The organism is Actinomadura roseirufa (assembly GCF_900659635.1).
Lineage (GTDB): Bacteria > Actinomycetota > Actinomycetes > Streptosporangiales > Streptosporangiaceae > Spirillospora > Spirillospora roseirufa.
This window is the reverse complement of the sequence record NZ_CAACVB010000032.1, coordinates 1-25176: the sequence shown is the minus strand read 5'-3', so window position 1 is coordinate 25176 and position 25176 is coordinate 1. Positions and strand designations below refer to the sequence as shown.

27 protein-coding genes and 1 pseudogene are annotated in these 25176 nt (G+C 73.9%); 20 read left to right on the top strand and 8 right to left on the bottom strand.

Translation table 11 applies throughout. The features are described 5' to 3' along the window. The first annotated feature begins 15 nt into the window (after positions 1 to 15). From E1291_RS10115 to E1291_RS45065, 3 genes are all read left to right on the top strand, one after another. The gene (locus E1291_RS10115) at positions 16 to 921 is read left to right on the top strand and encodes a hypothetical protein (protein WP_131737487.1); all 906 of its coding nucleotides are present in this window, start codon (positions 16 to 18) and stop codon (positions 919 to 921) included. A 76-nt stretch (positions 922 to 997) separates the two neighbouring features. Further along, positions 998 to 1651, top strand: coding sequence for a nucleoside triphosphate pyrophosphohydrolase (locus tag E1291_RS43850; RefSeq protein ID WP_242614059.1), 654 nt, complete (start codon positions 998 to 1000; stop codon positions 1649 to 1651). A gap of 1129 nt (positions 1652 to 2780) precedes the next feature. Further along, positions 2781 to 3053, top strand: coding sequence for an SDR family oxidoreductase (locus E1291_RS45065; RefSeq protein WP_131737486.1), 273 nt, complete (start codon positions 2781 to 2783; stop codon positions 3051 to 3053). On the opposite strand, the gene E1291_RS41900 is transcribed toward E1291_RS45065, so the two are convergent. Further along, positions 2948 to 3184 (bottom strand): hypothetical protein, encoded by a 237-nt coding sequence (locus tag E1291_RS41900; RefSeq protein WP_165495049.1) that lies wholly within the window; start codon positions 3182 to 3184, stop codon positions 2948 to 2950. The genes E1291_RS45065 and E1291_RS41900 overlap by 106 nt on opposite strands. Before the next feature lie 517 nt (positions 3185 to 3701). Between E1291_RS41900 and E1291_RS10090 the strand changes: the two genes are divergently transcribed. Next, positions 3702 to 4406 carry an alpha/beta fold hydrolase gene (locus E1291_RS10090; protein WP_306434455.1) on the top strand — a complete coding sequence of 235 codons (705 nt, stop codon included), beginning with the start codon at positions 3702 to 3704 and terminating at the stop codon, positions 4404 to 4406. An 89-nt stretch (positions 4407 to 4495) separates the two neighbouring features. On the opposite strand, the gene E1291_RS10085 is transcribed toward E1291_RS10090, so the two are convergent. After that, positions 4496 to 5086, bottom strand: a complete 591-nt coding sequence (locus E1291_RS10085; RefSeq protein WP_131737484.1) for a DUF4291 domain-containing protein — start codon at positions 5084 to 5086, stop codon at positions 4496 to 4498. An 85-nt stretch (positions 5087 to 5171) separates the two neighbouring features. Next, positions 5172 to 5915, bottom strand: coding sequence for a TetR/AcrR family transcriptional regulator (locus E1291_RS10080; RefSeq protein ID WP_131737483.1), 744 nt, complete (start codon positions 5913 to 5915; stop codon positions 5172 to 5174). A 107-nt stretch (positions 5916 to 6022) separates the two neighbouring features. On the opposite strand from E1291_RS10080, the gene E1291_RS10075 reads away from it, so the two are divergent. After that, on the top strand, positions 6023 to 6925 hold the full coding sequence (locus tag E1291_RS10075; protein WP_131737482.1) for a TIGR03620 family F420-dependent LLM class oxidoreductase: 903 nt from the start codon (positions 6023 to 6025) through the stop codon (positions 6923 to 6925). 56 nt (positions 6926 to 6981) lie between these two features. Here the strand turns inward: E1291_RS10075 and E1291_RS10070 are convergent, their stop codons facing one another. Together E1291_RS10070 and E1291_RS10065 are read right to left on the bottom strand one after the other, a co-directional pair. Next, positions 6982 to 7641 carry a response regulator gene (locus tag E1291_RS10070; RefSeq protein WP_131737481.1) on the bottom strand — a complete coding sequence of 220 codons (660 nt, stop codon included), beginning with the start codon at positions 7639 to 7641 and terminating at the stop codon, positions 6982 to 6984. A gap of 14 nt (positions 7642 to 7655) precedes the next feature. Next, positions 7656 to 8816 carry a sensor histidine kinase gene (locus tag E1291_RS10065; RefSeq protein WP_207400655.1) on the bottom strand — a complete coding sequence of 387 codons (1161 nt, stop codon included), beginning with the start codon at positions 8814 to 8816 and terminating at the stop codon, positions 7656 to 7658. Positions 8817 to 9005: 189 nt separating this feature from the next. Between E1291_RS10065 and E1291_RS10060 the strand changes: the two genes are divergently transcribed. The 3 genes from E1291_RS10060 to E1291_RS10050 are packed head-to-tail and all read left to right on the top strand — an operon-like array spanning position 9006 to position 11460. Further along, positions 9006 to 9911 carry an ABC transporter ATP-binding protein gene (locus E1291_RS10060; protein WP_131737479.1) on the top strand — a complete coding sequence of 302 codons (906 nt, stop codon included), beginning with the start codon at positions 9006 to 9008 and terminating at the stop codon, positions 9909 to 9911. Further along, positions 9908 to 10681, top strand: coding sequence for an ABC transporter permease (locus E1291_RS10055; RefSeq protein WP_131737478.1), 774 nt, complete (start codon positions 9908 to 9910; stop codon positions 10679 to 10681). The genes E1291_RS10060 and E1291_RS10055 overlap by 4 nt, the downstream gene beginning before the upstream one ends. Then, entirely contained in the window at positions 10681 to 11460 is a 780-nt protein-coding gene (locus tag E1291_RS10050) for an ABC transporter permease subunit (protein WP_131737477.1), read from the top strand. Before E1291_RS10055 ends, E1291_RS10050 begins: the two co-directional genes overlap by 1 nt. Before the next feature lie 138 nt (positions 11461 to 11598). Here E1291_RS10050 and E1291_RS10045 read toward each other — a convergent pair whose 3' ends face one another. Further along, positions 11599 to 11997 carry a PPOX class F420-dependent oxidoreductase gene (locus E1291_RS10045; RefSeq protein WP_131737476.1) on the bottom strand — a complete coding sequence of 133 codons (399 nt, stop codon included), beginning with the start codon at positions 11995 to 11997 and terminating at the stop codon, positions 11599 to 11601. A 671-nt stretch (positions 11998 to 12668) separates the two neighbouring features. Between E1291_RS10045 and E1291_RS10040 the strand changes: the two genes are divergently transcribed. The 10 genes from E1291_RS10040 (at position 12669) to E1291_RS09995 (ending at position 22388) form a co-directional block, all read left to right on the top strand. Next, positions 12669 to 13535, top strand: coding sequence for a Sco1979 family transcriptional regulator (locus E1291_RS10040; RefSeq protein ID WP_131737507.1), 867 nt, complete (start codon positions 12669 to 12671; stop codon positions 13533 to 13535). A 133-nt stretch (positions 13536 to 13668) separates the two neighbouring features. Then, entirely contained in the window at positions 13669 to 14745 is a 1077-nt protein-coding gene (locus E1291_RS10035; protein ID WP_242614057.1) for a phosphotransferase enzyme family protein, read from the top strand. Between the two features lie 50 nt (positions 14746 to 14795). Then, positions 14796 to 15386 (top strand): TetR/AcrR family transcriptional regulator, encoded by a 591-nt coding sequence (locus E1291_RS10030; RefSeq protein ID WP_131737474.1) that lies wholly within the window; start codon positions 14796 to 14798, stop codon positions 15384 to 15386. Between the two features lie 46 nt (positions 15387 to 15432). Further along, entirely contained in the window at positions 15433 to 16314 is an 882-nt protein-coding gene (locus tag E1291_RS10025) for an NAD(P)-dependent oxidoreductase (protein ID WP_278045242.1), read from the top strand. Between the two features lie 81 nt (positions 16315 to 16395). Further along, positions 16396 to 16791: a VOC family protein gene (locus tag E1291_RS10020; protein WP_131737472.1), complete on the top strand. Its 396-nt coding sequence runs from the start codon at positions 16396 to 16398 to the stop codon at positions 16789 to 16791. Next, positions 16788 to 17396, top strand: coding sequence for a class I SAM-dependent methyltransferase (locus E1291_RS10015; protein ID WP_131737471.1), 609 nt, complete (start codon positions 16788 to 16790; stop codon positions 17394 to 17396). The genes E1291_RS10020 and E1291_RS10015 overlap by 4 nt, the downstream gene beginning before the upstream one ends. A gap of 76 nt (positions 17397 to 17472) precedes the next feature. After that, positions 17473 to 18408 carry a hypothetical protein gene (locus tag E1291_RS10010; RefSeq protein WP_131737470.1) on the top strand — a complete coding sequence of 312 codons (936 nt, stop codon included), beginning with the start codon at positions 17473 to 17475 and terminating at the stop codon, positions 18406 to 18408. After that, positions 18405 to 19559 carry a hypothetical protein gene (locus E1291_RS10005; protein ID WP_131737469.1) on the top strand — a complete coding sequence of 385 codons (1155 nt, stop codon included), beginning with the start codon at positions 18405 to 18407 and terminating at the stop codon, positions 19557 to 19559. The genes E1291_RS10010 and E1291_RS10005 overlap by 4 nt, the downstream gene beginning before the upstream one ends. 19 nt (positions 19560 to 19578) lie before the next feature. Next, positions 19579 to 21051, top strand: a complete 1473-nt coding sequence (locus E1291_RS10000) for a hypothetical protein (RefSeq protein ID WP_131737468.1) — start codon at positions 19579 to 19581, stop codon at positions 21049 to 21051. Then, the gene (locus E1291_RS09995; protein ID WP_207400654.1) at positions 21048 to 22388 is read left to right on the top strand and encodes an AAA domain-containing protein; all 1341 of its coding nucleotides are present in this window, start codon (positions 21048 to 21050) and stop codon (positions 22386 to 22388) included. Before E1291_RS10000 ends, E1291_RS09995 begins: the two co-directional genes overlap by 4 nt. 10 nt (positions 22389 to 22398) lie before the next feature. Here E1291_RS09995 and E1291_RS09990 read toward each other — a convergent pair whose 3' ends face one another. Next, positions 22399 to 23196 carry an ABC transporter ATP-binding protein gene (locus tag E1291_RS09990; RefSeq protein ID WP_207400659.1) on the bottom strand — a complete coding sequence of 266 codons (798 nt, stop codon included), beginning with the start codon at positions 23194 to 23196 and terminating at the stop codon, positions 22399 to 22401. A 300-nt stretch (positions 23197 to 23496) separates the two neighbouring features. Between E1291_RS09990 and E1291_RS09985 the strand changes: the two genes are divergently transcribed. Together E1291_RS09985 and E1291_RS09980 are read left to right on the top strand one after the other, a co-directional pair. Beyond that, positions 23497 to 24012, top strand: a complete 516-nt coding sequence (locus E1291_RS09985; RefSeq protein ID WP_131737465.1) for a hypothetical protein — start codon at positions 23497 to 23499, stop codon at positions 24010 to 24012. 233 nt (positions 24013 to 24245) lie between these two features. Continuing rightward, complete coding sequence (locus E1291_RS09980) at positions 24246 to 24950, top strand: hypothetical protein (protein WP_131737464.1); 705 nt, start codon at positions 24246 to 24248, stop codon at positions 24948 to 24950. Between the two features lie 34 nt (positions 24951 to 24984). On the opposite strand, the pseudogene E1291_RS43845 reads toward E1291_RS09980, so the two are convergent. Beyond that, a pseudogene (locus tag E1291_RS43845) lies at positions 24985 to 25176 on the bottom strand (hypothetical protein); the annotation flags it as partial.

Genomic DNA, 25176 nt, shown 5'->3' with positions numbered 1-25176 from the left:
CCCGAGGAGGCTGTCATGCCCGTCACCATCATGGTGCCCGCGATGATCATCAGTGGTTTCGCCGTCGCCGCCGACCGCCTGCCCACCGACCTTCCCGCGCTTCTCCGCCGGGCGCTTCCGGCCCCGTTCACCACCGCGGCGACCGAGCGCCTCGGCACACCGTCTCTGAAGATCACCCCGAGCCGGGCCGCGGACTCCGCGTGGGATCTCAGCCGCGCCGCGGCCGCCGACGAGGACGACCGCGCGAAGATCCTCCGCGCCGACTGGCATATCGGCATCGCCTCGGAACTGCCGGCGGGCGACCTGCCTCTCGGCCTCCACCTCGCGCGCGCCACCGCCAAGGCCATCGCCGAAACGCTCTGCGGCGTCCCCATCGATCTGGACTCGGGCCAGGTTCTCCCGGCCGACCCCGTCAGCGCCCTCGACGAGTTCAGGCTCGCCGACGGCTGGCTCGGCGCGTCCCTGCCTCCCTACCGCAACGCCGGCCACTGCCCGGCCGACGATGACGACATCGACGGATGTACCTGCGTCGACCTCACGACGCGGGGCCTCCACCGGTTCGGGCTGCCCGAACTGGAGATCACCGACGTGGCCTGCCCCCACGACGTGGCGGCCCTCAACATCCTGCGGACGACCGCGCAGCGTCTGCTCCCTCTCGGCAGGCACCCGGGAGACCATGTCCTCCCCTCAGAGATCCCGCTGACCGGTGAGGACTTCGCAGCGTTCTGGGGAGCCCGCGACCCCATGTGGGACGACGGCCCGGTCCCCGTGCGCCTGATCGAGGAGTCGCCCCGCCGCCTCAGCATCAGAGCACCGGACGATTTCCCCGGCACACTGAACGAATGGCTCTGGGACGAACTGCCGCCCATCCTGCACGACCTGCTCATCTGCGAACCCGACGGCTCCCCTACCCCAGGCTGACCGGCAAGGCGGCGCCAGGGCGTGGCCTCGGCCGGAAGCCGTCGCCATGCGGAGGAGGCGGCTAACGTCGATTGATATGCAGAAAGATCAAGAACCAGGGTCCCTGACGCGGGTGCTGGCCGATATCGCCGACGAACGCGCCGCACAAGACCAAATGTGGGGTGTCCAGGAGTTTCCCGACGGCAGCGGACCAGAGTTCACAGAACACGCGGAATCCGCCAAGGAGGAATGCGGCGCGGCGTGGTCGCGAGGTCGGCTGACCTGGCGGCACATTCTCACCGAAGAGTTCTTCGAGGCGCTGGCCGAGTCCGAACCGGAGAAGCTGCGCACCGAGCTGGTCCAGACGGCGGCGGTCGCCGTGAAATGGGTCCAGTCCCTCGATCGCCGACACGGCATCACACGGCACTCTGTCAGGGAAGGGGGCGGCCGGAGCGAGAAACTCGTCCGGGACCGCATCCCCGAGATCATCCAGGAGACCGGTCGCGCTGCGGACTTCCGCACCGCCGACGCCGACGAGTACCCGGCCCTGCTTCGGGCCAAGCTCTACGAAGAGGCCGGCGAGTACGTCGCGACCGGAGACCCGGCCGAACTCGCCGACCTGCTGGAGGTCGTCCACGCTCTGGCCTCGCTCCACGGCATCACCCTCGGTGAACTCGAACAGCAGCGTTCCGCGAAGGCGGCCCTGCACGGAGGGTTCACTGCCCGGCTGGTCCTGCGCCTACCGGAATGATCACCCATCCCAAACTCCGCCCCCCACTCCCTGCACACCCATCGGCCCCTCCGGAATGGACCCCGCGACGTGCCATCGAGCAGGCACAGGGGCGGACGCTTCCGATGCGTGCAACCCAGCGGCGAGCCCGACACCGTGTTTCGAAGTAGGTGGAGCCATTCGTTGATGGCGGTGATCTCAAGGATGGCCTGGTAGCGGACGGAGAGCTTGTCGTATCTGGTGGCCACGGCCCGGTGGCGCTTGAGGCGGTTGATGCCGCACTCCACGGCATGGCGGCCGCGGTAGTCGACCGGGTCGAAGGCGGGTGGACGACCGCCGCGGCCACCCCGCCGCAACCGGTGCCGGGCCTGGTCGCCCGGCACCGGGATCGTGCTGGCGATACCGCGGTGCCGCGGATGCGCCCGGATCGCCCGGGACGAGTACGCCTTGTCGGCCCGCACCCGACCCGGCCGGGTCCGGGGACGCCCCGCCCGGGTCGGGCGACGCCGATGCCCGCCATCACGGCTGTGAACTGCGGGGCGTCCCCGCGCCGCCCAGCCGGCACCACCAGCGACAACGGCATCTGCCCCTGCTCACAGGCCAGATGCACCTTGGTCGACAAACCCCGCGTGAGCGACCCAGCGCATGATCGGCCGGCTCGGCGACCGTCCCGCCGGGCGGCTCACGCTGCAGGTCACCGTGCCGCCGGGCCCCAGCGGCGTGCTGATGGGCCCGCATGATCGTGGAATGGACGTTCACGTCCCAGGCGATCAGCCCGGTCGCATCCGCCCGGGTCTGCAGGGCGGCCAGGATCCTCGCCCAGGCGCCGTTGCGCTGCCAGCGGCGAAACAGCCCATAGACCGCCTGCCGCTTCACCCTTTGGGCCGTCGTCCGCCACTTGTGTGATGGGCCGGTCGTTCTTGGCGGCCGGCGCCCGTCTAGCCCGATTGGCGGCTAGCCGGAGCACGCGTTTACTGCGCGTCCAAGGGGGTGCTGCATGCCCCTGGGACACGCGGTGTCCAAAGGCGCGTTGTGAGGCTTCGCTGGTTCCAGCGCGATCGAACCCGGCGTCGGCGCATCCGGATGAACATGGTCTGTCCGAGGCGATCGAGCCGGAGGGCCTCGGCCCGCTTATCTGCCGGACGCTCAAATGTCGGGGCGTCTGCGCCGAATAGCGGACGCGGCTCCTCTCAAGGGGCTGCGCAGGTCCGGGGAAATGGCCGGTGTCGTCGCCTTGCTCGCCTCCGATGACGCTTCGTGCACCACCGGTCACGAGATCATCGTGAATGGCGGTGTTCCTCAGTCAGGGACGGGTTGTCAGGACCAGACCTTGTGGAGCGTCCACGGAGCGGCGGAATGCGCGGGCGGGGCCATGACTTCGGCGACGGCGGGTCCGTCGGGAGTCGAGATCTGGAGGCGGTAGAACCTCGCCTGACCGGGCGCCTGCCATTCTTCCAGGACGCGCCGGACCTGGTAGCGGCCCCGAGGCCCGGAAAGCTCGGACGGGCGGCCAGTTGGCGTGGTCTGGGCCGAGACCGGTTCATCGATCAGCACGAAAACACACCCTAGACCGAACACACGTTCGAGTACAGCGGAACACGCGGATCTGGGACGGCCGGCTTGGCGCCTGGCGATGATCCCTTAAGACCTCTGCCGACCTGCGTTGGGGTCAACATGTTCTTGCTCGTGCCGGGGCCGTGCAGTCCTCAGAGGGGACGCACGGCTAGCGTCGAGGTGTCTCGGGTATGTGGCCCACTCGGTGGTGGCCGCGTTTGGGGCGAGGCAGGGGCAGAGGGCAGGTTTCGAGGCCGAGGGCGGGCAGGTCGCGGGGTTCGGGGCGCTGCCTGGGGGCGACGCCTTGGTGATCGCGCTGGGCCTGGTGGGTGGGTACAGCAAGGCTTATGCCCTGGTCGGGGGCGATATCTGTTGCAGGGGAACGCCCTGCGGAGGGCCGGGGAGGTGTTGCCGAGTGTGGGGACCGGACGGGGGCCTTGGCTGGTGCGTTTTGTCGGAGGGGAAAGGTAGTCGTACGGAATTGGGCGTCAATCGACCAGAGGCTTGATCGAAAGGGGTGATCAGAGTGGCCGCATTCGTGCTCGTTCCAGGTGCCGGGGGGCGTGCCTGGTACTGGCATCGGCTCGTGCCGGAGCTGAGGGAGTTGGGGCATGAGGTGGTGGCCGTCGACCTGCCCGCAGAGGACGGCACGGCGGGACTTCGGGAGTACGCCGACACGGTCGTGGAGGCGATCGGCGAGCGGTCCGGGGTGGTGCTGGTCGCGCAGTCACTCGGGGGGTTCACCGCTCCTCTCGTCTGCGCGAGGGTGCGGGTGGAACTGCTGGTCATGCTGAACGCGATGGTTCCGGCGCCGGGTGAGACGGGCGAGGCGTGGTGGGACAACACGGGCCACAAACGGGCGATGACGGAGCAGGCGGCGCGGGAGGGGCGGACGCTCGGCGCCGAGTTCGACCCGGAGGCGCTCTTCTTTCATGATGTGCCGCCCGAGCTGACCGCCGAGGCGTTCTCCCAACCGGAGCCCGGTCAGTCCGACACGCCTCTCAAGGAGCCGTGGCCCCTGGCCGCGTGGCCCGACACGCCAACCGTGTTCCTCCAGGGACGGGACGATCGGTTCTTCCCACTGGAGTTCCAGCGGCGCGTCGTGTCGGAACGGCTCGGCATCGAGGTGGACGAGATGCCGGGCGGCCATCTGCTCTCGTTGAGCCGTCCGCGAGAACTGGCGCAACGGCTGGAGGAGTACCGGGTTCGGGCGTCCGTGTAGGGGACGGGCTTCAGAGCGCGCGCGGGCAGGCCCAGAGATCCGTGACGCGATGTCACGAAACTCGAGAACGTGGGGCCTGGCCCGGCTCGTCAGTCGGCGCCCAGACTGCGGGCCAGTGAAGGGGGTAGCGGGTAGAGGCGCTCGGTGGGCAAGAGCGCCTTGGCTCGGCCAGCCTGACCTGTCTGGAGCAGGCGGTGGATGCGGCGTGTCAGGGGCGTGATGTCGTCTATCCCCAGGATCCAGTCGTCGACGTACCTGTCGATGATGTGGCGGCTGAGGCCGATCTGGATGCTGCGGACCTCACGTTTCTGGCCCCGCAGCGAACGTTCGGGGTCCCACTGGACGTGGACGACCGCGTTGGCGAAGGCCGCGCGCCACTCGTCGGTGCTGCGGAAGACGCGGCGGTCGGGGTCGGTGGGGACCGCGCGGGCGAGCGCGTCCTCCCACCCGGTACGGCTGATCCGGACGGCGAGGACCGCCTCCTGGCCCGGTCTGCGCGCCCAGTCGCTGCGGGCCATGAGCCACAGGTAGGACGGTTTGATCCAGGTCATGCGGCCGCGGGAGAACGGCGGGACGAACGTGCCGTGCTCGGCGGCCGGAGCGGCGATCGCCGGCGCGTACGCCTGGTACACGGTGATCGAGTCGCGGTCGTAGGCGGCGCGGATCTCGCGGGTGCGCACGGGCGGCTCCTGGTCGGGGCACGCGGGGATGTCGCCCGGCGCCGGGTCGGGGTCCCGGCAGGGTCCCGTGGCTTGGAGCCGGGGATCAACCGGTTTTCGGCGTCCGGCGGCGATGGGCCCGCTGGCGGCAGGCCGGCCCGCAGAAGCGGGCGGGACGGCCCGTGCGGCGGGTCCGCAAGGGGGTTCCGCAGTCCTCACACCGGGTTTCGTTACGTGACACGGGCAGAGTTTCGTTATGCGAGGGCAGCGGTCCGGTGACGGCGGACGGGCGGAGCGCCGCGCCGACGAGCGCCGTCATGCGGCCGGGCGGGCCCGTCGCGCGGTGGCTGCGCTCCATGAACAGGCAACCGGTCATGAGGGTCCGGACGTCGGCCACGTTCACGTCGGCCCGCACGGCTCCCGCCGCCTGGGCGTTGGCCAGGAGAGTCGCGAGAGCCTGCGCGAACTCCGCCTCGGCGCATTCGGAGTCGAACGTGGCCATGCCCCCTTCGAGGGCCAGGGCATCGCACAGGGCATGGTTGAACTTCGCCCGCTCGACGACCCACTCCAGGAACCCGTAGAAGGCGCCGCCGGGGTCCTCCGCAGTGGCGAGGGCCTTCGCCTCCTCCACGATCCGCTCGATCCGGTCCGCCACGACGGTCTTGAACAGGGCCTCCTTCGTGGAGAAGTTGCGGTAGACCGTCCCGGCGCCGACACCGGCGCGGCGGGCGATGTCGTCGAGGGGGACGAGCATGCCGTCGGCGGCGAACGCCTCGAGGGCGGCCCGCAGGATGCGGGCGCGGTTCCGGCGCGCGTCGGCGCGCCGGGGACCGACGGGATCGGCGTCCATGCGCGGCCTCCTCTCACCACGGTTGACAACCGGGGCGATCGTTCCGGTAACGTCGCTAAGCGGGCTGTTGATTCCGATTGTATCGGCCCGGTACCGGAGGAGGAACGATGGCGATCGAAGCGGTCGACGAGGCGCGGCGCGGGCTCGGGCGGATCGGGGTGGCGCTCACGACCCCGCTCGCCCCCGCGGCGGAGTGGCGGGACGCGGCGCGGCGCGTGGAGCGGGCGGGATACGGGTCGATCTGGGTGAACGAGGCCGTCGGCGGGCGGGAGGTGTTCACGCAGATGAGCGTGATGCTCGGCGCCACCGAGCGGATCGTGCTCGGCTCCGGGATCGCGAACCTGTGGGCCCGGCACCCCGCGACGATGCAGGGCGCCGCGTCCGTGCTCGCCGACGCCCACCCGGGCCGGGTCGTGCTCGGGATCGGCGTCAGCATGAGCGCGCTCGTCGAGCGGAGCGGGCAGTCGTGGTCGAGTCCGCTGACGCGGATGCGCGAGTACCTGGACGGGATGGACGCCGGGGTCGAGGCGGCGCCGGTGCCCGCGGTGCCGTTCCCGCGGGTGGTCGCGGCGCTGGGCCCGAAGATGCAGGAGCTGGCGCGGGACCGCGCCGACGGGATCCTGCCGGCGGCGATGCCCGTCGAGCACACCCGGCGGGCCCGGGAGACGCTCGGTCCCGACAGGCTGCTCATCGTGACGCAGGCGGTGATCGTCGAGCCCGACCCGGAGAAGGCGCGGGCCATCGCCCGGCAGTCTCCGCTGCTGACGATGCCGGGGTCGCCGTACGTCCGGTCGCTGCGGAACCTCGGCTTCGACGAGGCGGCGCTGGCCGGCGGCGGGTCCGACGAGGTCATCGACGCCTGTTTCATCTGGGGGGACGAGAAGGCCGTCGCCGCGGGCGTCCGGGCCCACCTCGACGCGGGGGCCGACCACGTGGTGGTGACGGCGTTCACGCCGGACCTGGCGTCGTCGGCGGCGGAGTTCGAGCGGCTCGCCCCCGTCCTGCTGTAGGCGGCTCGCCGCCGTCGGGGCCGCCCCGCCCGAGGGGCGGCCGCCCTGCCGTGGGGTCAGCGGGGCCGGACCAGGCCCGTCTCGTACGCGGTGATGACCAGCTGGGCGCGGTCGCGGGCGTGCAGCTTGGCCAGCAGGTGCCCGATGTGGGTCTTCACCGTGGCGGGGCTGAGCCGCAGGTGCTCGGCCAGCTCGGCGTTCGACAGGCCGCGGGCGATGAGGGTGAGGACCTCGCGCTCGCGCCCGGTGAGGCCGTCGAGCCCGGCGGGCGGCCGCTGGGCGGGACCGGGCCGCCGTACGAACTCGGCGATCAGCCGCCGGGTCACCGTGGGGGCGAGCAGCGACTCCCCCACGGCGACGATCCGGACGGCCGACAGGAGGTCCGCGGGCGGGGTGTCCTTGAGCAGGAAGCCGCTGGCCCCCGCGCGCAGGGCGGCGTAGACGTAGGTGTCGAGGTCGAACGTGGTGAGGATCAGGACGCGGACGTCCGGCAGGTCTTCGCAGATGAGCCGGGTCGCCTCGATGCCGTCCATCTCGGGCATCCGGACGTCCATCAGCACGACGTGGGGGCGTTCACGGGCGGCCAGCTCGACGGCCTCGGCACCGGTGCCGGCCTCGCCGACCACGGCGAGGCCGGGCGCGGTCTCCAGCAGGACGCGGAAGCTGCCGCGCAGCAGCGCCTGGTCGTCGGCGACGAGGACACGGGTCCGGTCCATGGGGCTCCTGCGGGTCACGGGGGGCCGTCGGCCGGATCGTAGGGGAAGGCGGCCGACACCGCGAAGCCGCCGCCGGGGCCAGGGCCCGCGGAGAAGTCGCCGCCGTACATCATGACGCGCTCGCGCATGCCGATGAGGCCGTGGCCGCCGGGCGCGGCGGGCAGCACGCGGGCGCCGGGTCCGTCGTCGGTCACCTCGATGCGCATCCACGCGTCGTCCGCGGCGACGCGGACGCGGCAGCGGGCGGGGGCGGCGTGCTTGACGACGTTGGTGACCGCCTCCTGGACGATGCGGTAGGCCGACAGCGACACGCCTTCGGGCAGGTCGCCCACGGTGACGTCGAGGTCGACATGGACGCCGGCCATGGCGGCGCGCTCGGCGAGGCCGCCGAGCGCGGTCAGTCCGGGGGACGGGGCGAGGTCGGCCTCGGGCAGGGTCCCGGCCCGCAGCACGCCGAGAATGTGCCGCATCTCGGCGAGCGTGCCGCGGCTGGTCGTCTCGATGACGCGCAGGGCGTCCAGGGCCTCCCCCGGGCGGGCCTCGGCGACGTGGACGGCGACCCCGGCCTTGACCGCGATCAGGCTCATGCTGTGCGCGACGACATCGTGGAGCTCGCGGGCGATGCGGACGCGCTCGTCGGACACGGCGCGGTCGGCGAGCTGGCGGGCGGCCCGGTCGGCGTGCGCGCGGCGCTCCCGGACGGCCCGGCCGAGGGCCCAGGACACGCCGAGGAGCGCGACGCCGAGCACCAGCCGGCTCTCCTCGCGGGTCTGCCAGCCGCTCGGACCCACCACCACGCCGCCGAGGACGAGCAGGGCGCTCAGCACGCCGATCACGGTGGTCGGGACCCAGCGCCGGCGCCGCCGGGTGAGCGCGACGGTGTAGAGCGCGAACGCGGCGGCGGCGAAGGAGTCCCACGGCAGGTCGAGGGCGAGCGCCAGGACGGAGGCGGCGAGCACGGCGGCGAAGACCGGGACGGGCCACAGCCGCCGCGCCGCGAGCGGCAGCGCGGTCGCCGCGCCGACCAGGCAGCCGAGCCAGGGCGGCGCCGTCCCCCCGCCGGAGAAGACCACGAGCAGGAGCGTGCCGAGGACGGCCGCGCCACAGTCGAGGCCGATCAGCCGGCGGCGGCCGAGGCGCGGGGCGAGCAGCGGGCCCGGCTCAGGTTCGTCCACGTCCCGACGGTAGCCGGACGGCGGACCCGGCCGCCTCGTGCCGGTGGACGTCATCCCGGGGTCCGATGCCGGGCGGTGCTCTCGGAGCACGGTCTGACGGCCGCGGCGCCTTGTCGGCCGCCGGTCGTAACCGCGGGTGCCGCCCTGGTTCCGATGTGCGGCGGGCCGCCGCGCGGAATCGTTGACGTCATGATCGAAGTACGCGAGCTGACCAAGCGCTACGGCGGGACCGCGGCCGTGGACGGCCTGTCGTTCCAGGTGCGGCCGGGGACGGTCACGGGCTTCCTCGGGCCGAACGGCGCGGGCAAGTCCACCACGATGCGGATCCTGCTGGGCCTGGCCGCGGCGACCTCCGGCGAGGCGCTGGTGAACGGGGGACGCTACGCGGAACTGCGGCGGCCGATGCTGGAGGTGGGCGCGCTGCTGGACGCCTCCGCGGTGCACGGCGGGCGCCGGGCGTTCGACCATCTCGGGTGGCTGGCGCGCAGCAACGGGATTGGGCGGCGGCGGGTCGCGGAGGTGCTGGAGCGGGTCGGCCTGGCGGGCGCGGCGCGCCGACGCGTCGGCGGGTTCTCGCTGGGCATGCGGCAGCGGCTCGGGATCGCCGCGGCGCTGCTCGGGGACCCGGGGGTGCTGCTGTTCGACGAGCCGGTCAACGGGCTCGACCCGGACGGTGTGCGGTGGATCCGCGAGCTGATGCGCGGGCTGGCCGCCGAGGGCCGCACGGTGCTGGTGTCCAGCCATCTGATGAGCGAGATGGAGCTGACCGCCGACCGGCTGGTCATCGTCGGCCGGGGCCGGCTCATCGCCGACACGTCGGTGCGGGAGCTGGCGGAGCGGTTCGGGCGGGGGGTGCTGGTGCGGTCGCCGCGTCCCGCCGAGCTGACCGGGGTGCTGTCGGCGGCGGGCGGGAGCGTGGAGGACGATGCGGGCGGCGCTCTCACGGTGGCCGGGCTGGACGTCGCCGACATCGGCGAGCGCGCTGCGGCGCACGGCATCCCGCTGTACGAGGTGAGGCCGCGGAGCGCCTCGCTGGAGGAGGCGTACATGGAGCTGACGGCGGGCAGCGCGGAGTTCGAGGCCGCGATCTCATGACCGACGCGATCGCGGCGGAGTGGTACAAGCTCCGGACCGCCTGCTCGACCGCCTGGATCCTCGCGGTGGTCGCCGCGTTCGTCGTGCTCAGCGCGCTGTCCTCGTGGTACCTGGCGCACTACTGGGACGGCCTGAGCCCGCGCCGGAGGGAGGAGTTCGACGCGCCCTCCGCCGACCAGCCGCTCTCGGTGGCGCTGCCCGTCTGCGCGGTGGTCCTGGGCGCGCTCACGGTGACCTCGGAGTACGCGACGGGCATGATCGGCACCAGCGTCGCGGTGCTGCCGAGGCGGCGGTTGTACGCCGCGAAGGCGCTGGTCGCGGCCGGGGTCATGCTCACCGCGGCGGCCGCGGGCACGGCCGTCGCCGTGCTCGCGGGCCGGGCCATCGTGGGCGGACGGCCGGTGCCGGTGCTCGGCGCGCCGCTCGCCGACGGCGTCCCCCACCTCCTGCTGACCGGACCCGTCGCGGCCGCGTTCACGCTGATCGCGTTCGGGCTCGGCGCGGTTCTCCGCTCCACGGCGGCGACGATCACGACCATGGTGGCGCAGATGGTCGTCCTCCCGACGCTCACGGGCCTCCTCCCCAGCCCCTACGGAGAGCGGATCTGGTCGGCGCTGCCGGAGGGCCTCGCCGAGCAGATCGCGGCGCCGCCCGGGGTGTCCGCCGGGCCCGGGGTCCTGTCCGCGCCCGTGGCGGCGGCGGTCCTGCTGGTGTACGTCGCGGTCGCGCTGGGGGCGGGACGGCTGTCGTTCCTGAGAAGGGACGCTTGATGCGCGACGCGATCGCGGCCGAGTGGTGGAAGCTGTGCTCGGTCCGCTCGACCCGGTGGGTCCTCGCCATCGTGGCGGCGTTCGTCGTGCTGCTGCTGGCCCTGGCCTTCCAGGAGGCGCAGATCTTCGACGGGCTCGCACCCGGGCGCCGTGAGAAGCTCGCCTTGCGCCCGCTTCAGGAAATGAGCCCGTGGGTGACCGGGCTGTGCATGGCGGTCACCGGGGTGCTCACCGCGACGTCGGAGTACCGCAGCGGAACGATCCGGAGCAGCCTCGTCGCGGTGCCGCGGCGGAGCCGCCTGCCCGCCGCCAAGGCGGTGGTCGTGACGGCGGTGTCCCTGGCCGCCGGGGAGGCCGCGACGCTCGGCACGTTCCTCGGGTCCCGGCTGGTCATCGGTGACCGCCCGTTCGTCGACCAGCGCGCGCCCCTGCCGCACGACCTGCCGGGCTTCGGCGTCGAGGCGGTCTCGGTGCCGGTGTTCGCGCTGCTCGGGCTCGCCCTGGGGCTGCTGCTGCGGTCGGCGGCGGCGGCGATCACGGCGGTCGTCCTGCTGTGGCACGTCCTGCCCCTTCTGGTGTTCCACCTGCCCGCGCCGTGGAACGAGCGGCTCGGCTCGGTGATGCTCGGCGGCCTCGGCCCCCGGGCGGCGGGGCACAGCGTGGAGAACTCCATCTACGGCGGGGCGCTACCCCCGTGGGGGGCCGCCGCGCTGATGCTCGCCTACGCGCTGCTGCCGCTCGTCGTCGCCGTCTCCGTCTTCGCCCGGCGCGACGCCTGACCGGCCCGGACGGAAGACGGGCTCGGCGGGAACGCGAACGGCGGCGCCCCCGGCAGGGGACGCCGCCGTGTCCGTCCGCCTCCGGCTAGGCCGGGTGCGCCGGATCGGTCCCGCCCGCTCAGCGGGACGAAGGATTCGTCACGCGCTGGTGTTGTAGAGCACGTGGTCCGGCGTGACCCGGACGGTGACCCGTACCTCGCCCTCCGCGCGGAAGGGGTACTTGTCCTGGCCGAGATACTTCTTGGCCAGCGCGTCGATCAGCTCCTCGGCGCCCTCGCTCTCCAGTTTGCCCTGGCCGGCGACGGTGACCCAGTGGAACGCGTCCTCCGGGTCGATCATGCTGACCGACACCCGGGCGTCGTTGCGCAGGTACCGCTCCTTGGCCCGCCCCACCGCGGTGTTGATGAGCACGTCGTCGCCGTCCACGGTCACCCACACGACGGTGTTGTGCAGGGATCCGTCGGGCCGGACGGTGGTGGCCCAGGCGGGGAGTGGGCGGCCGAGCAGCTCCTTGGCTCCGGACGAAAGCTTGCCCATCGGTTGTCCTCCTACTTGGCGGGAACAGTGCTTCTCTGACCCGAACTCGCGAGTGCCTCACACTGTTCCCGGCCGCGGGCGCGTCCCGTCCGCGACACGCCGCGACGGGTCCGAGGCGGCCCGTCACGGGGACCCCTCGGCGCGCCGTTCCTTCGCCGCGCGTCCAGGCCGCGGTCATTTCCGCGCCATATGGGGACCGCGGGAAAACCGATCACATTGGGCCGCCCGCGGAGTCGGAGAACGCCTGGCAATTCCTGTGCCAACGGCGGTGCGCGGCGAATGGAAATGCGGTGCCACCGCCGCGGCGGATCCTGCGCTTACCACGTTCCGCAGCCGGGCCGACACCGAACGCACCGGTCATGACCGGTCGTCACGGTCCAAGTAACGGACCTGTGGTTCAAACGCCACCGAACGCGACGCGCCGAAAGATCTCAGAGAAGTCGTCTCCGGGATGCGCGCCGGTGGGGCCGGGCACGCGGCGCGCTCTTCTACGATGGAGGGGCCGCCGGGCCGAAGACGCGTTTTTCATACTTCCCAAAAACGTGCTTCCATCCTCTAACATAGGGCGGTGCCGTTCCGCCCTCGAGCAGACCCGTCGACTGGCTGGTGACCCCTTGCCCCAGGATTCAGCTGCCCCCACTCCTCCGGCCGAGGACGATCCGGCCGGCCGGCTGATCGACTATCCCCGGCGCGGCGGCCCCACGGTGCTGCGCATCCTGCTCGGCGCGCAGCTGCGCCGGCTGCGCGAGTCGCGCGGAATCTCCACCGAGCAGGCGGGCTATGAGATCCGCGGCTCGCACTCCAAGATCAGCCGCATGGAGCTCGGCCGCGTCGGCTTCAAGGAGCGCGACGTCGCCGACCTGCTCACCCTCTACGGCGTGGCCGACCCCGCCGACCGGGCGCCGCTGCTGGAACTGGCCAAGGAGTCCAACACGCCGGGCTGGTGGCACCGCTACGGCGACGTCCTGCCGAGCTGGTTCGAGGTCTACCTCGGGCTGGAGGAGGCCGCCTCGCTGCTGCGCACCTACGAGCTGCAGTTCGTCCCCGGGCTGCTGCAGACCGAGGAGTACGCCCGCGCCGTCGTGCGGCTCGGCTTCTCCGAGGCGTCCGACGAGGAGGTCGAGCGGCGCGTCCAGGTCCGCACGACCCGCCAGCAGCGCTTCACCTCCCCCGGCGCGCCGACGCTGTGGGCCGTCCTGGACGAGGCGGTCGTGCGCCGCCCGCTCGGCGGCCGCGAGGTGATGCGGCGCCAGATCGAGCACCTCATCACGATGTCGGAGCTCCCGAACGTCACGCTGCAGATCGTGCCGTTCGGCGCGGGCGGCCACGCGGCGGCGGGCGGCCCGTTCACCATCCTGCGCTTCGCCGAGCCGGGGCTGTCCGACGTCGTCTACCTCGAGCAGCTCACCAGCGCGCTCTACCTCGACAAGCCCACCGACGTCGACACCTACATGCGCGCGATGAACAACCTCTGCATCACCGCGGCGCGTCCCGACGACACGGCCCGCCAGCTCACCGGGATCCTCAAGGAGCTCTGAGCCGCCGCCCGCGGGCCCGCCACGGCGGGGCCCGCGGGCGCGGTTCCCTTTCGCGGCGCGGGCGCGCCGTGTAGCGTCGATGTGGGAACATTCGTTCGACCGCCGTCCGTCCGACGCAGCCGAGGGTGCCGACGTGCCGACCTCACGGAGTGCTGACACCGAGCCGCCGCCACGGCTGCTGGGACGCTGGGGGATCGGCGCGGCGGACGCGCCCGAGCCGATCCCGGCCGGGCCGGGCGGCCGGTGCTGGAAGGTCACCGCCGCCGAGGGGCCGTTCTTCCTCAAGGAGTACGCCGCGCCCGACCGCCGCCGGGTGCTGTTCCAGCACGAGGTCACCGGGGCGCTCGACGCGGCGGGGCTGCCGGTGCTGGCGCCCGTCCCCGCGCGCGGCGCCCGCGGCGCCGGACCCGGGCGCACGCTGGTCACCTCGGGCGGGCGGGGCTACGCGCTGCACCCCTGGGTCGCCGGACGCGGGCGCGGCGGGCTCGAGCTGACGTTCGCCCAGTGCGAGGCGCTCGGCGGGCTGCTCGGCCGGCTGCACGCCGAACTCGACCGGCTGACGCCGCCGGTCCAGCAGAGCATGCTCGTGCCGGCGCCGCGCGCCGCGGAGGCGGCCGCCGTAGTCGAGGCGATCCTCCCGGCCGTCCCGGACGGCGGCGGCACCGACTTCGACGCCCTGACCGCGCGGCGGCTGCGCGAGCGGCACGCCCTGCTGCTGGAGTTCGCCGACCACCGGCCGCCCGAGATGGAGGTGAGCACCGTCGGCCACCTGCACGGCTCGTTCCACGCCGGGAACCTCCGCTACGGGGGCGCGGGCAACGTCACCGCCGTGCTCGGCTGGGACGCGATGACCACCGGGCCGGTCGCGGGCGAGGTGGTCCGGGCGGCGGCGCGGCTGTTCGCGGGCGAGGACGACCGGGGGCTCGACCTCGACCGGGTCCAGGCGTTCGTGCGCGGGCACCGCGCGGCCTTCCCGCTGGACGCCGGGCAGATCCAGTCGGCCGTGCACCGCGAGTGGTGGGCGCGGCTGTGCGACGTCGCGCCGCTGCGGCACCGCTACCTCGGCGAGCCGGGCACGGCGGGCGAGCGCGGCTCGGCCGCGCTGGTCTCCTGGTGGTCGGCGCAGCTGGAGCGCACGCTGGAGGCGTTCGCCGCGCCGTACGCGGCCGGCTACGAGGACGCTCCGGACGGCAGCCCCGCCTACGGCTGACCCTCTCGCAAAATTTGACCGGTCGTTACAGAATCCCCTAGTGTCGGGGCATGGCACGCACCAGGGAGTTCGACACCGAGGCGGCCGTGGCCGCCGCGATGGAGGTCTTCCGGAGCCGCGGCTACGAGGCGACGTCGATCCAGGACCTCGTGGAGGCCACCGGGATCGGGCGCGGCTCGCTCTACGCGGCCTTCGGAAGCAAGGACGGCCTCTACGAGCGGGCGCTGCGGCACTACTCCGCCGGGTCGCTGCGGACGATGGCCGGGCGGCTGGACCGGGACGCGCCGATCCGCGAGATCCTGCGCGACCTGCTGCTGGCCTTGGTCGACGACACGGTCGGCGACCCCGACCGGCGCGGCTGCCTCATGACCAACACGGCCGTCGAGCGGCTGCCCGGCGACGCGGTGGCGGGACGGATCGTCGGCGAGTCCTTCGACCGCGTCGCCGGGCTGGTGGAGGAGGCGCTGCGGCACGGACGCGCGCGCGGCGAACTGCCGCCCGACGCCGACGTGACCGCGCTCTCCGACTTCGTCACCACGACGATCCAGGGGCTGCGCGTCCAGGGCAAGGCCGGGGCCGACCGGCGCCGGCTCGCCGCCGTCGTCGACACCGCGCTGCGCGCCCTGCCCCTGCGCGGGTAGGGAAGGTTCAGGCGGGTTCAACTTACTGTAACGATCAGTCAAGATAGTGAGGACTTCCACCATGGCCACTGTCGCACTGCTGGGCACCGGAATCATGGGGGCCGCGATGGCCCGCAACCTGCTCAAGGAGGGGCACCGGGTCTCGGTCTGGAACAGGACGCGGTCGCGCGCCGAGCCGCTTGCGGCCGACGGCGCCACCGTCGCCGGCTCGCCCGCCGAGGCCGTCGAGGGCGCCTCGGTGATCATCACGATGTTCAACGACGGCGACACCACCCTGACCGCCCTGGCCGAGGCGGTGCCCGCGCTGCGCGCCGGGCAGATCTGGGCCCAGATGAGCACGGCCGGGATCGCCGTGCTGGACCGGCTCGCCGGCTTCGCGGCCGAGCACGGGCTGACGTTCGTCGACGCGCCCGTCCAGGGCACGAGGCAGCCCGCCGAGCAGGGCGCGCTGGTGATCCTGGCCGCCGGGCCGGTGGACGCCCGGCCCGCGCTGGAGCCGGTGTTCGGCGCGGTCGGCAAGAAGACGCTGTGGCTGGACGAGGACGGCGCGTCAGGCGCGGGCACCCGGCTCAAGCTCGCCGCGGTGAGCTACGGCATCTCGATGACCTCGATCGTCGCCGAGTCGCTCGCGCTGACCAAGGCGCTCGGCCTCGACCCGGAGCTGTTCGGCGAGGTCGTCACCGGCGGTCCCATGGACAGCCCGTACCTGCAGGCCAAGATGAAGGCCATCCTCGCCGGCGACTTCTCGACGAGCTTCGCCGTCCGCAACGCCGAGAAGGACACCCGCCTCATCCACGAGGCGGCCGAGTCGGGCGGGATCCGCCTCGACCTGAACGACGCCGCGGGCGAGCGGTTCCGCCGCGCCCTGGAGCAGGGCCACGGGGACGAGGACATGGCCGCGACCTACCACGCCAGCTTCAGCGGCTGATCCGGACGCGCCGTGGCGGACCGGGACACACCGGGCGCGCCACGGCGCGTCACGGTGCCGGACCCGGAATGATGGGGCGGCATGGAGGTTCTGAGCAGCCGCGTCCTGCTGCGGCCCCGTGACCCGGAACGAAGCCGCCGGTTCTACCGCGACGTGCTGGGCCTCGCGGTGTACCGCGAGTTCGGCCCGCCGGACGCGCCCGGCGTCGTCTTCTTCCTCGGTTCCGGGTTCCTGGAGGTGTCCGGGCACGGCGCCGGGGACAGCGGCGCCTCGCCGATGCTCTGGTTGCAGGTCCGCGACGTGCGGGCCGAGCACGAGCGGCTGGCCGCGGCGGGCGCGACCATCGTCCGGGAGCCGCGAGAGGAGCCGTGGGGGCTGATCGAGATGTGGATCGAGGACCCCGAGGGCGTGCGGATCGCCGTCGTCGAGGTGCCGGCGGCGCATCCGCTGCGCCGCGACCCGAGGCCGGCCTCATGACCGGCGAGTACTGGAACCACAACACGCACTACCACGACGTCGTCCTGCGCAACGTCCCGCGCGGATGCGGCGAGGCCCTCGACGTCGGCTGCGGGGACGGGCTGCTGGTGCGCCGCCTCGCGCCGCGGGCGGCGCGCGTGACCGGCCTGGACCCGTCGGCGGAGATGATCGCCAAGGCGCGGCGGCTGAGCGCGGGGATCGGCAACGTCGGCTTCGCCGAGGCCGGGCTGCCGGAGCACGACCTGCCGGAGCGGCACTACGACTTCGTCTGCAGCGTCGCCACCATCCACCACATGGACTTCACCGCGGGGCTCACCGCGATGCGCGACGCCGTCCGGCCGGGCGGCCGGCTGGTGGTGATCAGCCTCGCCGCCGACCGGGGGCTCCGCGACCGGCTGGTGTCGGCGGCCGCGGTTCCTGCCCATCACGCGCACCGGTGGCGCAACCGGCGGGCCGCGGCGCGCCCGGGTCCCGGCGCCCCGGTCGCCGACCCCGAGATGAGCTGGGACGACGTGCGCGCGGAGGCGTCACGGGTGCTGCCCGGGGTGGTGTTCCGGCGTCACCTGCTCTGGCGCTACTCCCTCGTGTGGGGCAGGCCGCGGTGACCGCCTCCCGGCGACATGGTCGCCACAAAGCTGGAAAACGCTGGAAGTGTCTGGAAGCTCCTGTACTGTCACCCGCATGCCCCGCTCCCCCGGCCTCCCGACACCGGACGCGCTGGAGGCCCGCATCGCCGAGCTCCGCGCCGCCGTCCGGCGGGCGGCCGCGGCCGGTGACCGGCGGTCCGCCCGCGACCTGCGCGCGGACCTGCGCCTGGCCGAGCGGCAGTGGGACGACGCCGTCCTCGGCGCCGAGGACGGCACCGGCGAGCCCGTCCGCGACGACGACGATGACGACGGCGAGCGCGACGAGGGCGGTGACCGTCCGCAGCCCGCCCGGGACGAGGCCCCGGGTCGTGAACGCGGCGCGCGCGCCGGGACGAAGGCCGGACGCGGGCTGCTGCCCGTCCGCGAGCAGGTGCACCAGGCGCTGACCCTCCTCGGCGCGCCCGCCGCGCCCAAGCTCGTCGGGTCGGTGTACGCGGCGTTCTTCCCCGGCGAGATCGCGGCGAGCCGGCTGACCAGCCTGCGCCGCGACGAGGAGCGCTCGTTCCGCACCGCGCCCTACGCGCGGCCCTACTACCTGTGCGCCGCGCTGACCGCCGACCTGCTCGCCCCCGCCCGCGGCCTGCTGACGGTGAGCACCTGGCCGCTGGAGCGGCGGATCGTCGGGCCGCTGAGCCCGCGCACCGACTTCCTCACCGCCGCGGTCCGCCTCGCCGAGCACGCTGGGCGCGCGGCGCCGACCCCCGACGTGCAGCGGCTGCTGTGGCGGTTCGCGTCCAACATTCCCGGCGCCGTCACCGGTACGGTCGGTACCGTCGAGCCGGCCGATCTCGCGGCGGCCGCGCGGGCCGAGCTGGACGTGCACCGGGAGCCCGACCGGCGCGGCCGGGCGTCGGCGGCCGGGCGCGCCCGGGCCCGGCTCGACGACGCGGAACGGCTGTTCGGCAGCCGGCTGCGGGCCCTGAACACATCCACCAGGCGCCGTGCCACCACTGGAGAGACGGACCGATGACCGAGACCGCGCCGGACCTGGACCGGCTGCGCGGCGGCGCTCCCCCGCGCAACCACGACGCCCGCACGATCGCCGCGCTGACCGCCAATCCCGGCTGCGCCCGCCGCGGGGTGATGGACGCGGCGGGGGTCGACAAGGACGCGGTCGCGCGCGAGCTGGGCTTCCCCTCGCCGTTCGGGCAGTCGCAGTTCGCGATCACCCGCGGGAACGCCTTCGAGGCGCAGGTGAAGGCCGACGGGTGCGCCGAGCTGCTGACGCTGCTGCGCGACGGGCTCGGCCTCGCCGTGCCCGAGGTCGCCTACGACGACCTGGAGGTGGTCGCGGGCAACGAGGGCCGGGAGCTGCGGCACGCCCGCACCCGGCGCCTGCTGGCCCGCGCGCTGGAGTCGGGCGAGGGCACGCTGTTCGACCATCCGCTGCTGCGGCTGGAGATCGCCGGGCAGCTCGCCTACCTGGAGCCCGACGTCATCGCGTTCCAGCTGGCGGGACGGCTGCACGTCATCGAGATCAAGTCGTTCGCCGTCGTCGACGGGCAGGCCGAACCCGAGCAGGTCGCGGCGGCCGCCCGGCAGTCGGCGGTGTACGTGCTGGCGCTGCGCCGCCTGGTGAGCGAGCTGGGCCACGACCCGGCGAGGGTGTCGCACGAGGTGTTCCTGGTCTGCCCGGAGAACTTCTCCAACCGGCCCGTGGCGGCGCCGCTGGACGTGCGGCCCCAGCTCGCCGTCCTGGAGCGGCAGCTCGCCCGCCTCACCCGCATCGACCGGATCCTCGACGCGCTGCCCGGCGATCTCACGTTCGGGCCCGGCGCGGCGCTCGCCGACGCGGTGCGGACGGTGGAGGCGCGGTACGCGCCCGAGTGCATGGCGGGCTGCGAGATGGCGTTCTTCTGCCGGGACGAGGCGCGCGCGTGCGGGGCGACCGGCGCGCTCGGCCGGTCCGTCCGCGACGACCTCGGCGGCGTCGACACGATCGGCACCGCGCTCGCGCTCGCGGACGGCTCGCTCGACCCGTCCGACGACCTGGCCGAGACCGCCGCGCAGCTGCGCACGGCGGCCCGGCTGCGCGACGAGGCGCTGGCGGCGGTGCGGGCCGAGACGCTGGCCGGAGCGCCGACGCCGGAGGCGCGCGGGGCGCGGGACGGCGCCGCGTGACCCCCGGGAACCCGCGCGCATGAGCGCGCTGACCTCGCTCGCCCAGCTGCGGGCGGCCGTGGACGGGATCGCCCAGCCGCTGGCGACGGTCCGGCACTGCCATGTCGCCGAGGCGCCGCTGGTCCTGGTCCCGCTGAAGCTCGCCGGGGAGGCGGCGGCGCCGCTCGCGGTGCTGGTCGGCGCCGCCCGCGACGACGCGTCGCTGCTGGTGGTGCCGCAGCCCCGCAACCGCGACCTGCGTTTCCAGTTCGCCGCGGAGTTCGCCAAGCTCGTCCTGAACCACATCGAGACGAGCCGCGGCGGGGTGGAGGAGCTCCCGCCCGGCAAGGACGGCGACGAGCGGATCCGCTACGGGGACGCGCCGCAGCTGCTCGTCCCGAACCGGGGCGGCGTCGGCTTCCTGCGGCTGCTCGGGCGCTCGACGCGGTTCCGCAGCACGGAGGGCCCGTACGCGGTCGACCCGGCGGTGCCGGTGCTCGGCCGGTGGCTGACGTGGTTCGCCGACCGCTACGACCATCCGGGGTCGTCGCTGCTGCGCGCGATGACGGAGGTGCTGCGGCTGCACTGGGCGACCGGGCAGTCCTCCCTGGAGGACGGCAACCTCGCGGCACTGCTCGGCTGGATCGACCCGCCGGACGGGCTGGACGGCCCGGCCGCCGCGGCTCGCGCGGAGGACCCCGTGACCTGCCCGCCCGCCGGGCCCGCGACCGACCCCACCTTCGACAACGAGGTCCTCGCCCCGGCGATCGCCGCCTACGACCGGTCGGGCGGCGACCACCGCGCGGAGGAGAGGCTGCGCGGCGCCATCGCGGGGCAGCTCGAGCCGACGTGGGAGCTGATGTGGCGGGCGGTGGGCCTGCTGCGCGCGCTGCCGGAGGGCGCGAGCGTGCCGGGACGCTGGGAGCGGGACCGGGACGCCTTCACCTACTACCACCAGACGTTCGGCGAGGCGTATCCCCAGGCGCGCCGCGACCCGCCCGTGCGGGCCGCGCGGCGGCTCCACGACCTGGAGCGCGCGCAGGACGCCTACGACGCGCAGCGCGCGTTCGACGACCCGCTGGTCATGGCCGAGTACCGGCTGGCCGGGCAGGCGTTCGGCGGCGTCGTCACCGACTGCGAGCCGGACCGGCTCGACGAGACGGGCAAGCGCCCCAAGCTGCGCCCGCACCTGCGGGTGGGCACCGCCGACCCGGTGCGGCTGGACGTGGGGACGACCGTGTGCAACGCCGCGCGGCCCGCGCTCAAGGGAAAGATCGTGGAACTGGCCGCCGGGAGCGTGCTGCTGGAGCTGACCGGCGGGATGGGCCGCAAGCTCACCGCCGAGCCGGGGAGCGTGCCGCGCCCCGGTGAGCGGGTGTGCTTCACCTCGCTGTCGGAGGGCTCGTTCGGGGCCGCGAAGTTCCCCGACCGCGAGGACACGCCGTGGACGCACGGCGGGCCGCCCGAGGAGTACGTGCCGACCGACGAGGACGCCGAAGAGGAATGGTCATGACCGAACGCCGCCCGGCCGCGCAGGTGGACGACGGCGCCGACCCGTCCGCGGCCGCGACGCGGGTCGTCGAGGACGTGCTGGCCGACCTCGCCGGATCCCACCGGGGCGTGGTCGTCGACTCCCCGCCGGGCGCGGGCAAGTCGACGCTGGTGGTGCGCGCCGCCGCGCACCTGGCCGCCGCGGGCGAGCGGCTCATGATCGTGGCGCAGACGAACGAGCAGGTCGACGACCTCATCGAGCGCATCGCGGACAAGCACCCGGACGTTGCGCTCGGCCGGCTGTCGGCCTCGGGGTACGCGCCGTCCGAGCGCGTCCTCGCGCGCCCGTCGGTGCGCGTCGCGCAGAAGGCCGACGACCTGGCCGAGCGGACCGTCGTGATCGCGACGGCGGCGAAGTGGGCGACGCTGGCCGGTGGGTCGTGGCCGTGGGCGATCGTGGACGAGGCGTACCAGATGCGCTCGGACATGCTGCTGCGGATCGCGGGGCGGTTCGAGCGGGCGCTGTTCGTGGGCGATCCCGGGCAGCTGGACCCGTTCTCCACCGTCGAGGTCGAGCGTTGGACGGGCCTGTCGTGGGATCCGATGCGCAGCGCGGTGTCGGTGCTGCTCGCGCACAACCCCGAGCTGCCCGTCCACCGGCTGCCGGTGTCGTGGCGGCTGCCCGCCTCGGCCGCGCCGCTGGTGTCGGAGGCGTTCTACCCCTTCACGGGTTTCCGCGCCGGGACCCGCGAGGGCGAGCGGCGGCTGGAGTACGGCGCGCGCGGCATGGGCACGACCTACGACCTCGCGCTGGAGGAGGCCGCGGCGTCCGGGTGGGCGCTGTACGAGCTGCCCGCCCGGCACACGCTGCGCACCGACGCCGAGGCCGTGCGCGCCACGGCGGCGCTCGCCGTGCGGCTGCTGCAGCGCGGGCCCGTCGCGCACTCCGAGCACGGCTCCGCGCCGGTCGGCGCGGACCGGGTCGCGATCGGCGCCGCGCACCGCGACCAGGTCACCGCGATCCGCGCGGCGCTCGGCCCGCACGGCGAGGGGATCACGGTCGACACCGCCAACCGGCTCCAGGGCCGCGAGTACGACGTGACGGTCGTCCTGCATCCGCTTTCGGGGCGCCGGGACGCCACGGCGTTCCACCTGGAGTCGGGTCGGCTTTGCGTCCTGACGTCGCGGCACCGGCACGCGTGCGTGGTGGTGGCGCGGGCCGGCATCCCGGAGCTGCTGGACGCCCATCCGTCCACCGAGCCGGTGCACCTCGGCGTGCCCGTGAAGTTCCCGGACGGGTGGGAGGCCAACCAGGCGGTCCTGGCGCGGCTGGCGGCCCACCGCGTCGAGGCGGACTGAGGCCCGGCCGCTACGCCGGGCCCGCGGTCGCCGCCCAGCGGCCGTTGTTCCGGGTGATGGTGATCGGATGGTCGAAGCAGGCGCTGACCCGCTCGGTGGTGAGCACGTCCGCGGCGGGGCCGGAGGCGAGCACCCGGCCCTCCCGCAGCAGCAGGGCGTGGCTGGTGCTGGTGGGAAGTTCCTCCAGGTGATGCGTGACCAGCACGGTCGTCAGCTCGGGCCGGTCGGCGCGGAGCTGGTCGATGCTCGCCAGCAGCCGTTCCCGGGCGGCGACGTCCAGGCCGGTGGCGGGCTCGTCGAGCAGCAGCAGCGGCGGATCGGGCATCAGGGCGCGGGCGATCAGCGCCCGGCCGCGCTCGCCCTGCGACAGGTGCGGCCAGCGGGCCTCGGCTCGGCGCTCCAGGCCCAGCAGCGCGATCAGCGCATCGGCACGACGCAGCTCCTCCGCGGTCGGGGTCCAGCGCGGGACGAGCTCGATCGTGCCGGTCACCCCGGTGAGGACGATCTCCCGGACGGTCCGCGCCGACTCCAGCGGGTGCCGGGGGTTCACCTGGCCGATCAGCCTGCGCAGTTCCTGGACGTCCACCCGGCCGAGCGTGCGGCCGAGGATCTCCGCCGAACCGCGGGTGGGGTGGGTGTAGGCGCCGAGGATGCCGAGCAGGGTGCTCTTGCCTGCGCCGTTCGGCCCGATCAGGGCCCAGTGCTCGCCCCGGAGCACGGTCATGGTGACCCCGTCGAGCAGCGGCCGCCGCTCGCGGACGAGGTCGATCTTGTCGGCGTTCAGGACGACGCCGGGACGGTCGGGCACGCGGGGCAACGGGACCTCCCCAGAGGGACGCGGCGGGCGGGCCGCCGAGACGGGACACGGACGCGGGCGAAGAAGGACGCCGCGTGACCATCCCGGACACGGTGGGTGAGGAAACGGTACGGGACACGCGGGCGGGGACGCGCGGGTGGGCGGCACGCGGAGACGCGGACGACCGGGATCACCGGGGCGAGGGCGCCAGAGAGGATCTTCAAGGTACCCGATGAGCCGTGGCACCTGGTACGTGCCGGGCGCCCGGGCGGATACTGTGAGAGCCGGTGCCTCAGCGATCCGGGGAGGGACATGGAGGACATCGGCTTCATGTGCGCCCGCTGCGGCGGCGAGGTGCACGACGTCACGCACAACCGCGAGGGCTCGCTCGACGGGATCGGCTACCGCCACAACCGGCGGGTGGAGCCGTGGGACCACGAGCTCGAGCTGGCGGTGGGGGCGCCCGCCCCGCATGACCAGGCGTGCGACTTCTGCGCCGTGCCGGGGCCGAGCTGGCTCTACTACCCCACGCTCGACCCCGAGGACACCGACATGTTCGAGGTCGAGCTCGACACCACGCAGCTGTCGGACGACGACACCGCGGTGGCCGTCCTCAACATGCTCTACCCGTGGTACGCGTGCGACACGTGCTCGGTGCTGGTCGCCGACCGCAACATCGAGCTGCTGATCGCCCGCGCGCTGGAGCGCACGCCCGTCCCCGCCGGCGGCGCCGTCGACGAGGACACCGTGCGCGCCCGGCTGAAGGGCTCGCTGTCGGTCTTCTTCACCACCCGGCCGGGACGTCCCCAGCCGTCCCGCGCGGTCTGATCCGCACTCCCCCGGCCCGCGCGCGCCGGCCCGTCCCCTGAGCGTGCCGCCTTCATAGTGCCGACCCGACCGGGCACGCCGATCCGCATGCCGGGAACACGGTGGGGAAAGGCCGGGGAAAGACCGGGGAAACGCCGGGCGGCCCCGGAACCGGGGCGGCGGCCGGACCGTCAGACCGAATCATTATGATCGGTGCCGTTTTGATCGGTGCATGTGAGCACGGGGGAACCTAAATGATCATTGAGCGGCGGTTTCACGGGCCGGACGGCTCGGGCAACGGCGGTTACGTGGCGGGGCTGCTGGCGGAACGCGTGGCGATCGACACGGTGACGGTGACGCTGCGGCGGCCGCCGCCGCTGGAGACCGAGCTCACCGTCACGGCGGAGGACGAGCGCGGGCACAGCGTGCGGCTGTGGGACGGGGAGCGGCTGATCGCCGAGGCGTTGGCCGGGGCGATCGTGGTGCCGCCCGTCCCGCCGGTGCCGTTCGAGCGGGCGCAGGAGGCGGCGGAGAAGTTCCGGGCCATCGAGAACCACCCGTTCCCGCGCTGCTTCGTGTGCGGTCCGGAGCGCGAGCCCGGCGACGGGCTCCGGCTGGCACCGGGACCGGTGGCGGAGGAGGCCGGCACCGAAGGCGTCGTGGCCGCTCCCTGGGTGCCCGCCGAGGCGCCTTCGCGCGAGCTGGTGTGGGCGGCGCTGGACTGCCCCGGCGGCTGGTCGTTCGACGTGGCGGGCCGTCCCGCCGTCCTCGGCACGATGACCGCGCAGGTCGCCGGGGTCCCCGAGGCGGGCGAGCGGTGCGTGGTGATGGGGCTGGCGCGCAGCAGAGAGGACCGCAAGATGCACGCCGCGACGGCCCTGTACGGGGAGGACGGGCGGCTGCTGGGCCGCGCCGAGCAGATCTGGATCGAGATCGACCCGGCGACCTTCGGGACCTGAGCCGCGCCGCGGCCGTCCCGCCCGCGCCGCCCGGTCAGGGACCGGTGAACAGCGGGTCCTCCCGGTCGGCCCCGTTCAGCGACGAGCCGCGGTGCGGCCGGTTCCCGCCCTGCGCCGGGTGGCCCGGGGCGCCCCACACGTACGGACGGCCGATCTTGGTCATCGCGTAGCGGAGCGCCTGGGCGGCCTTGCCGGTGCCGATGACCGGCAGCTTGCCCAGCTCGGA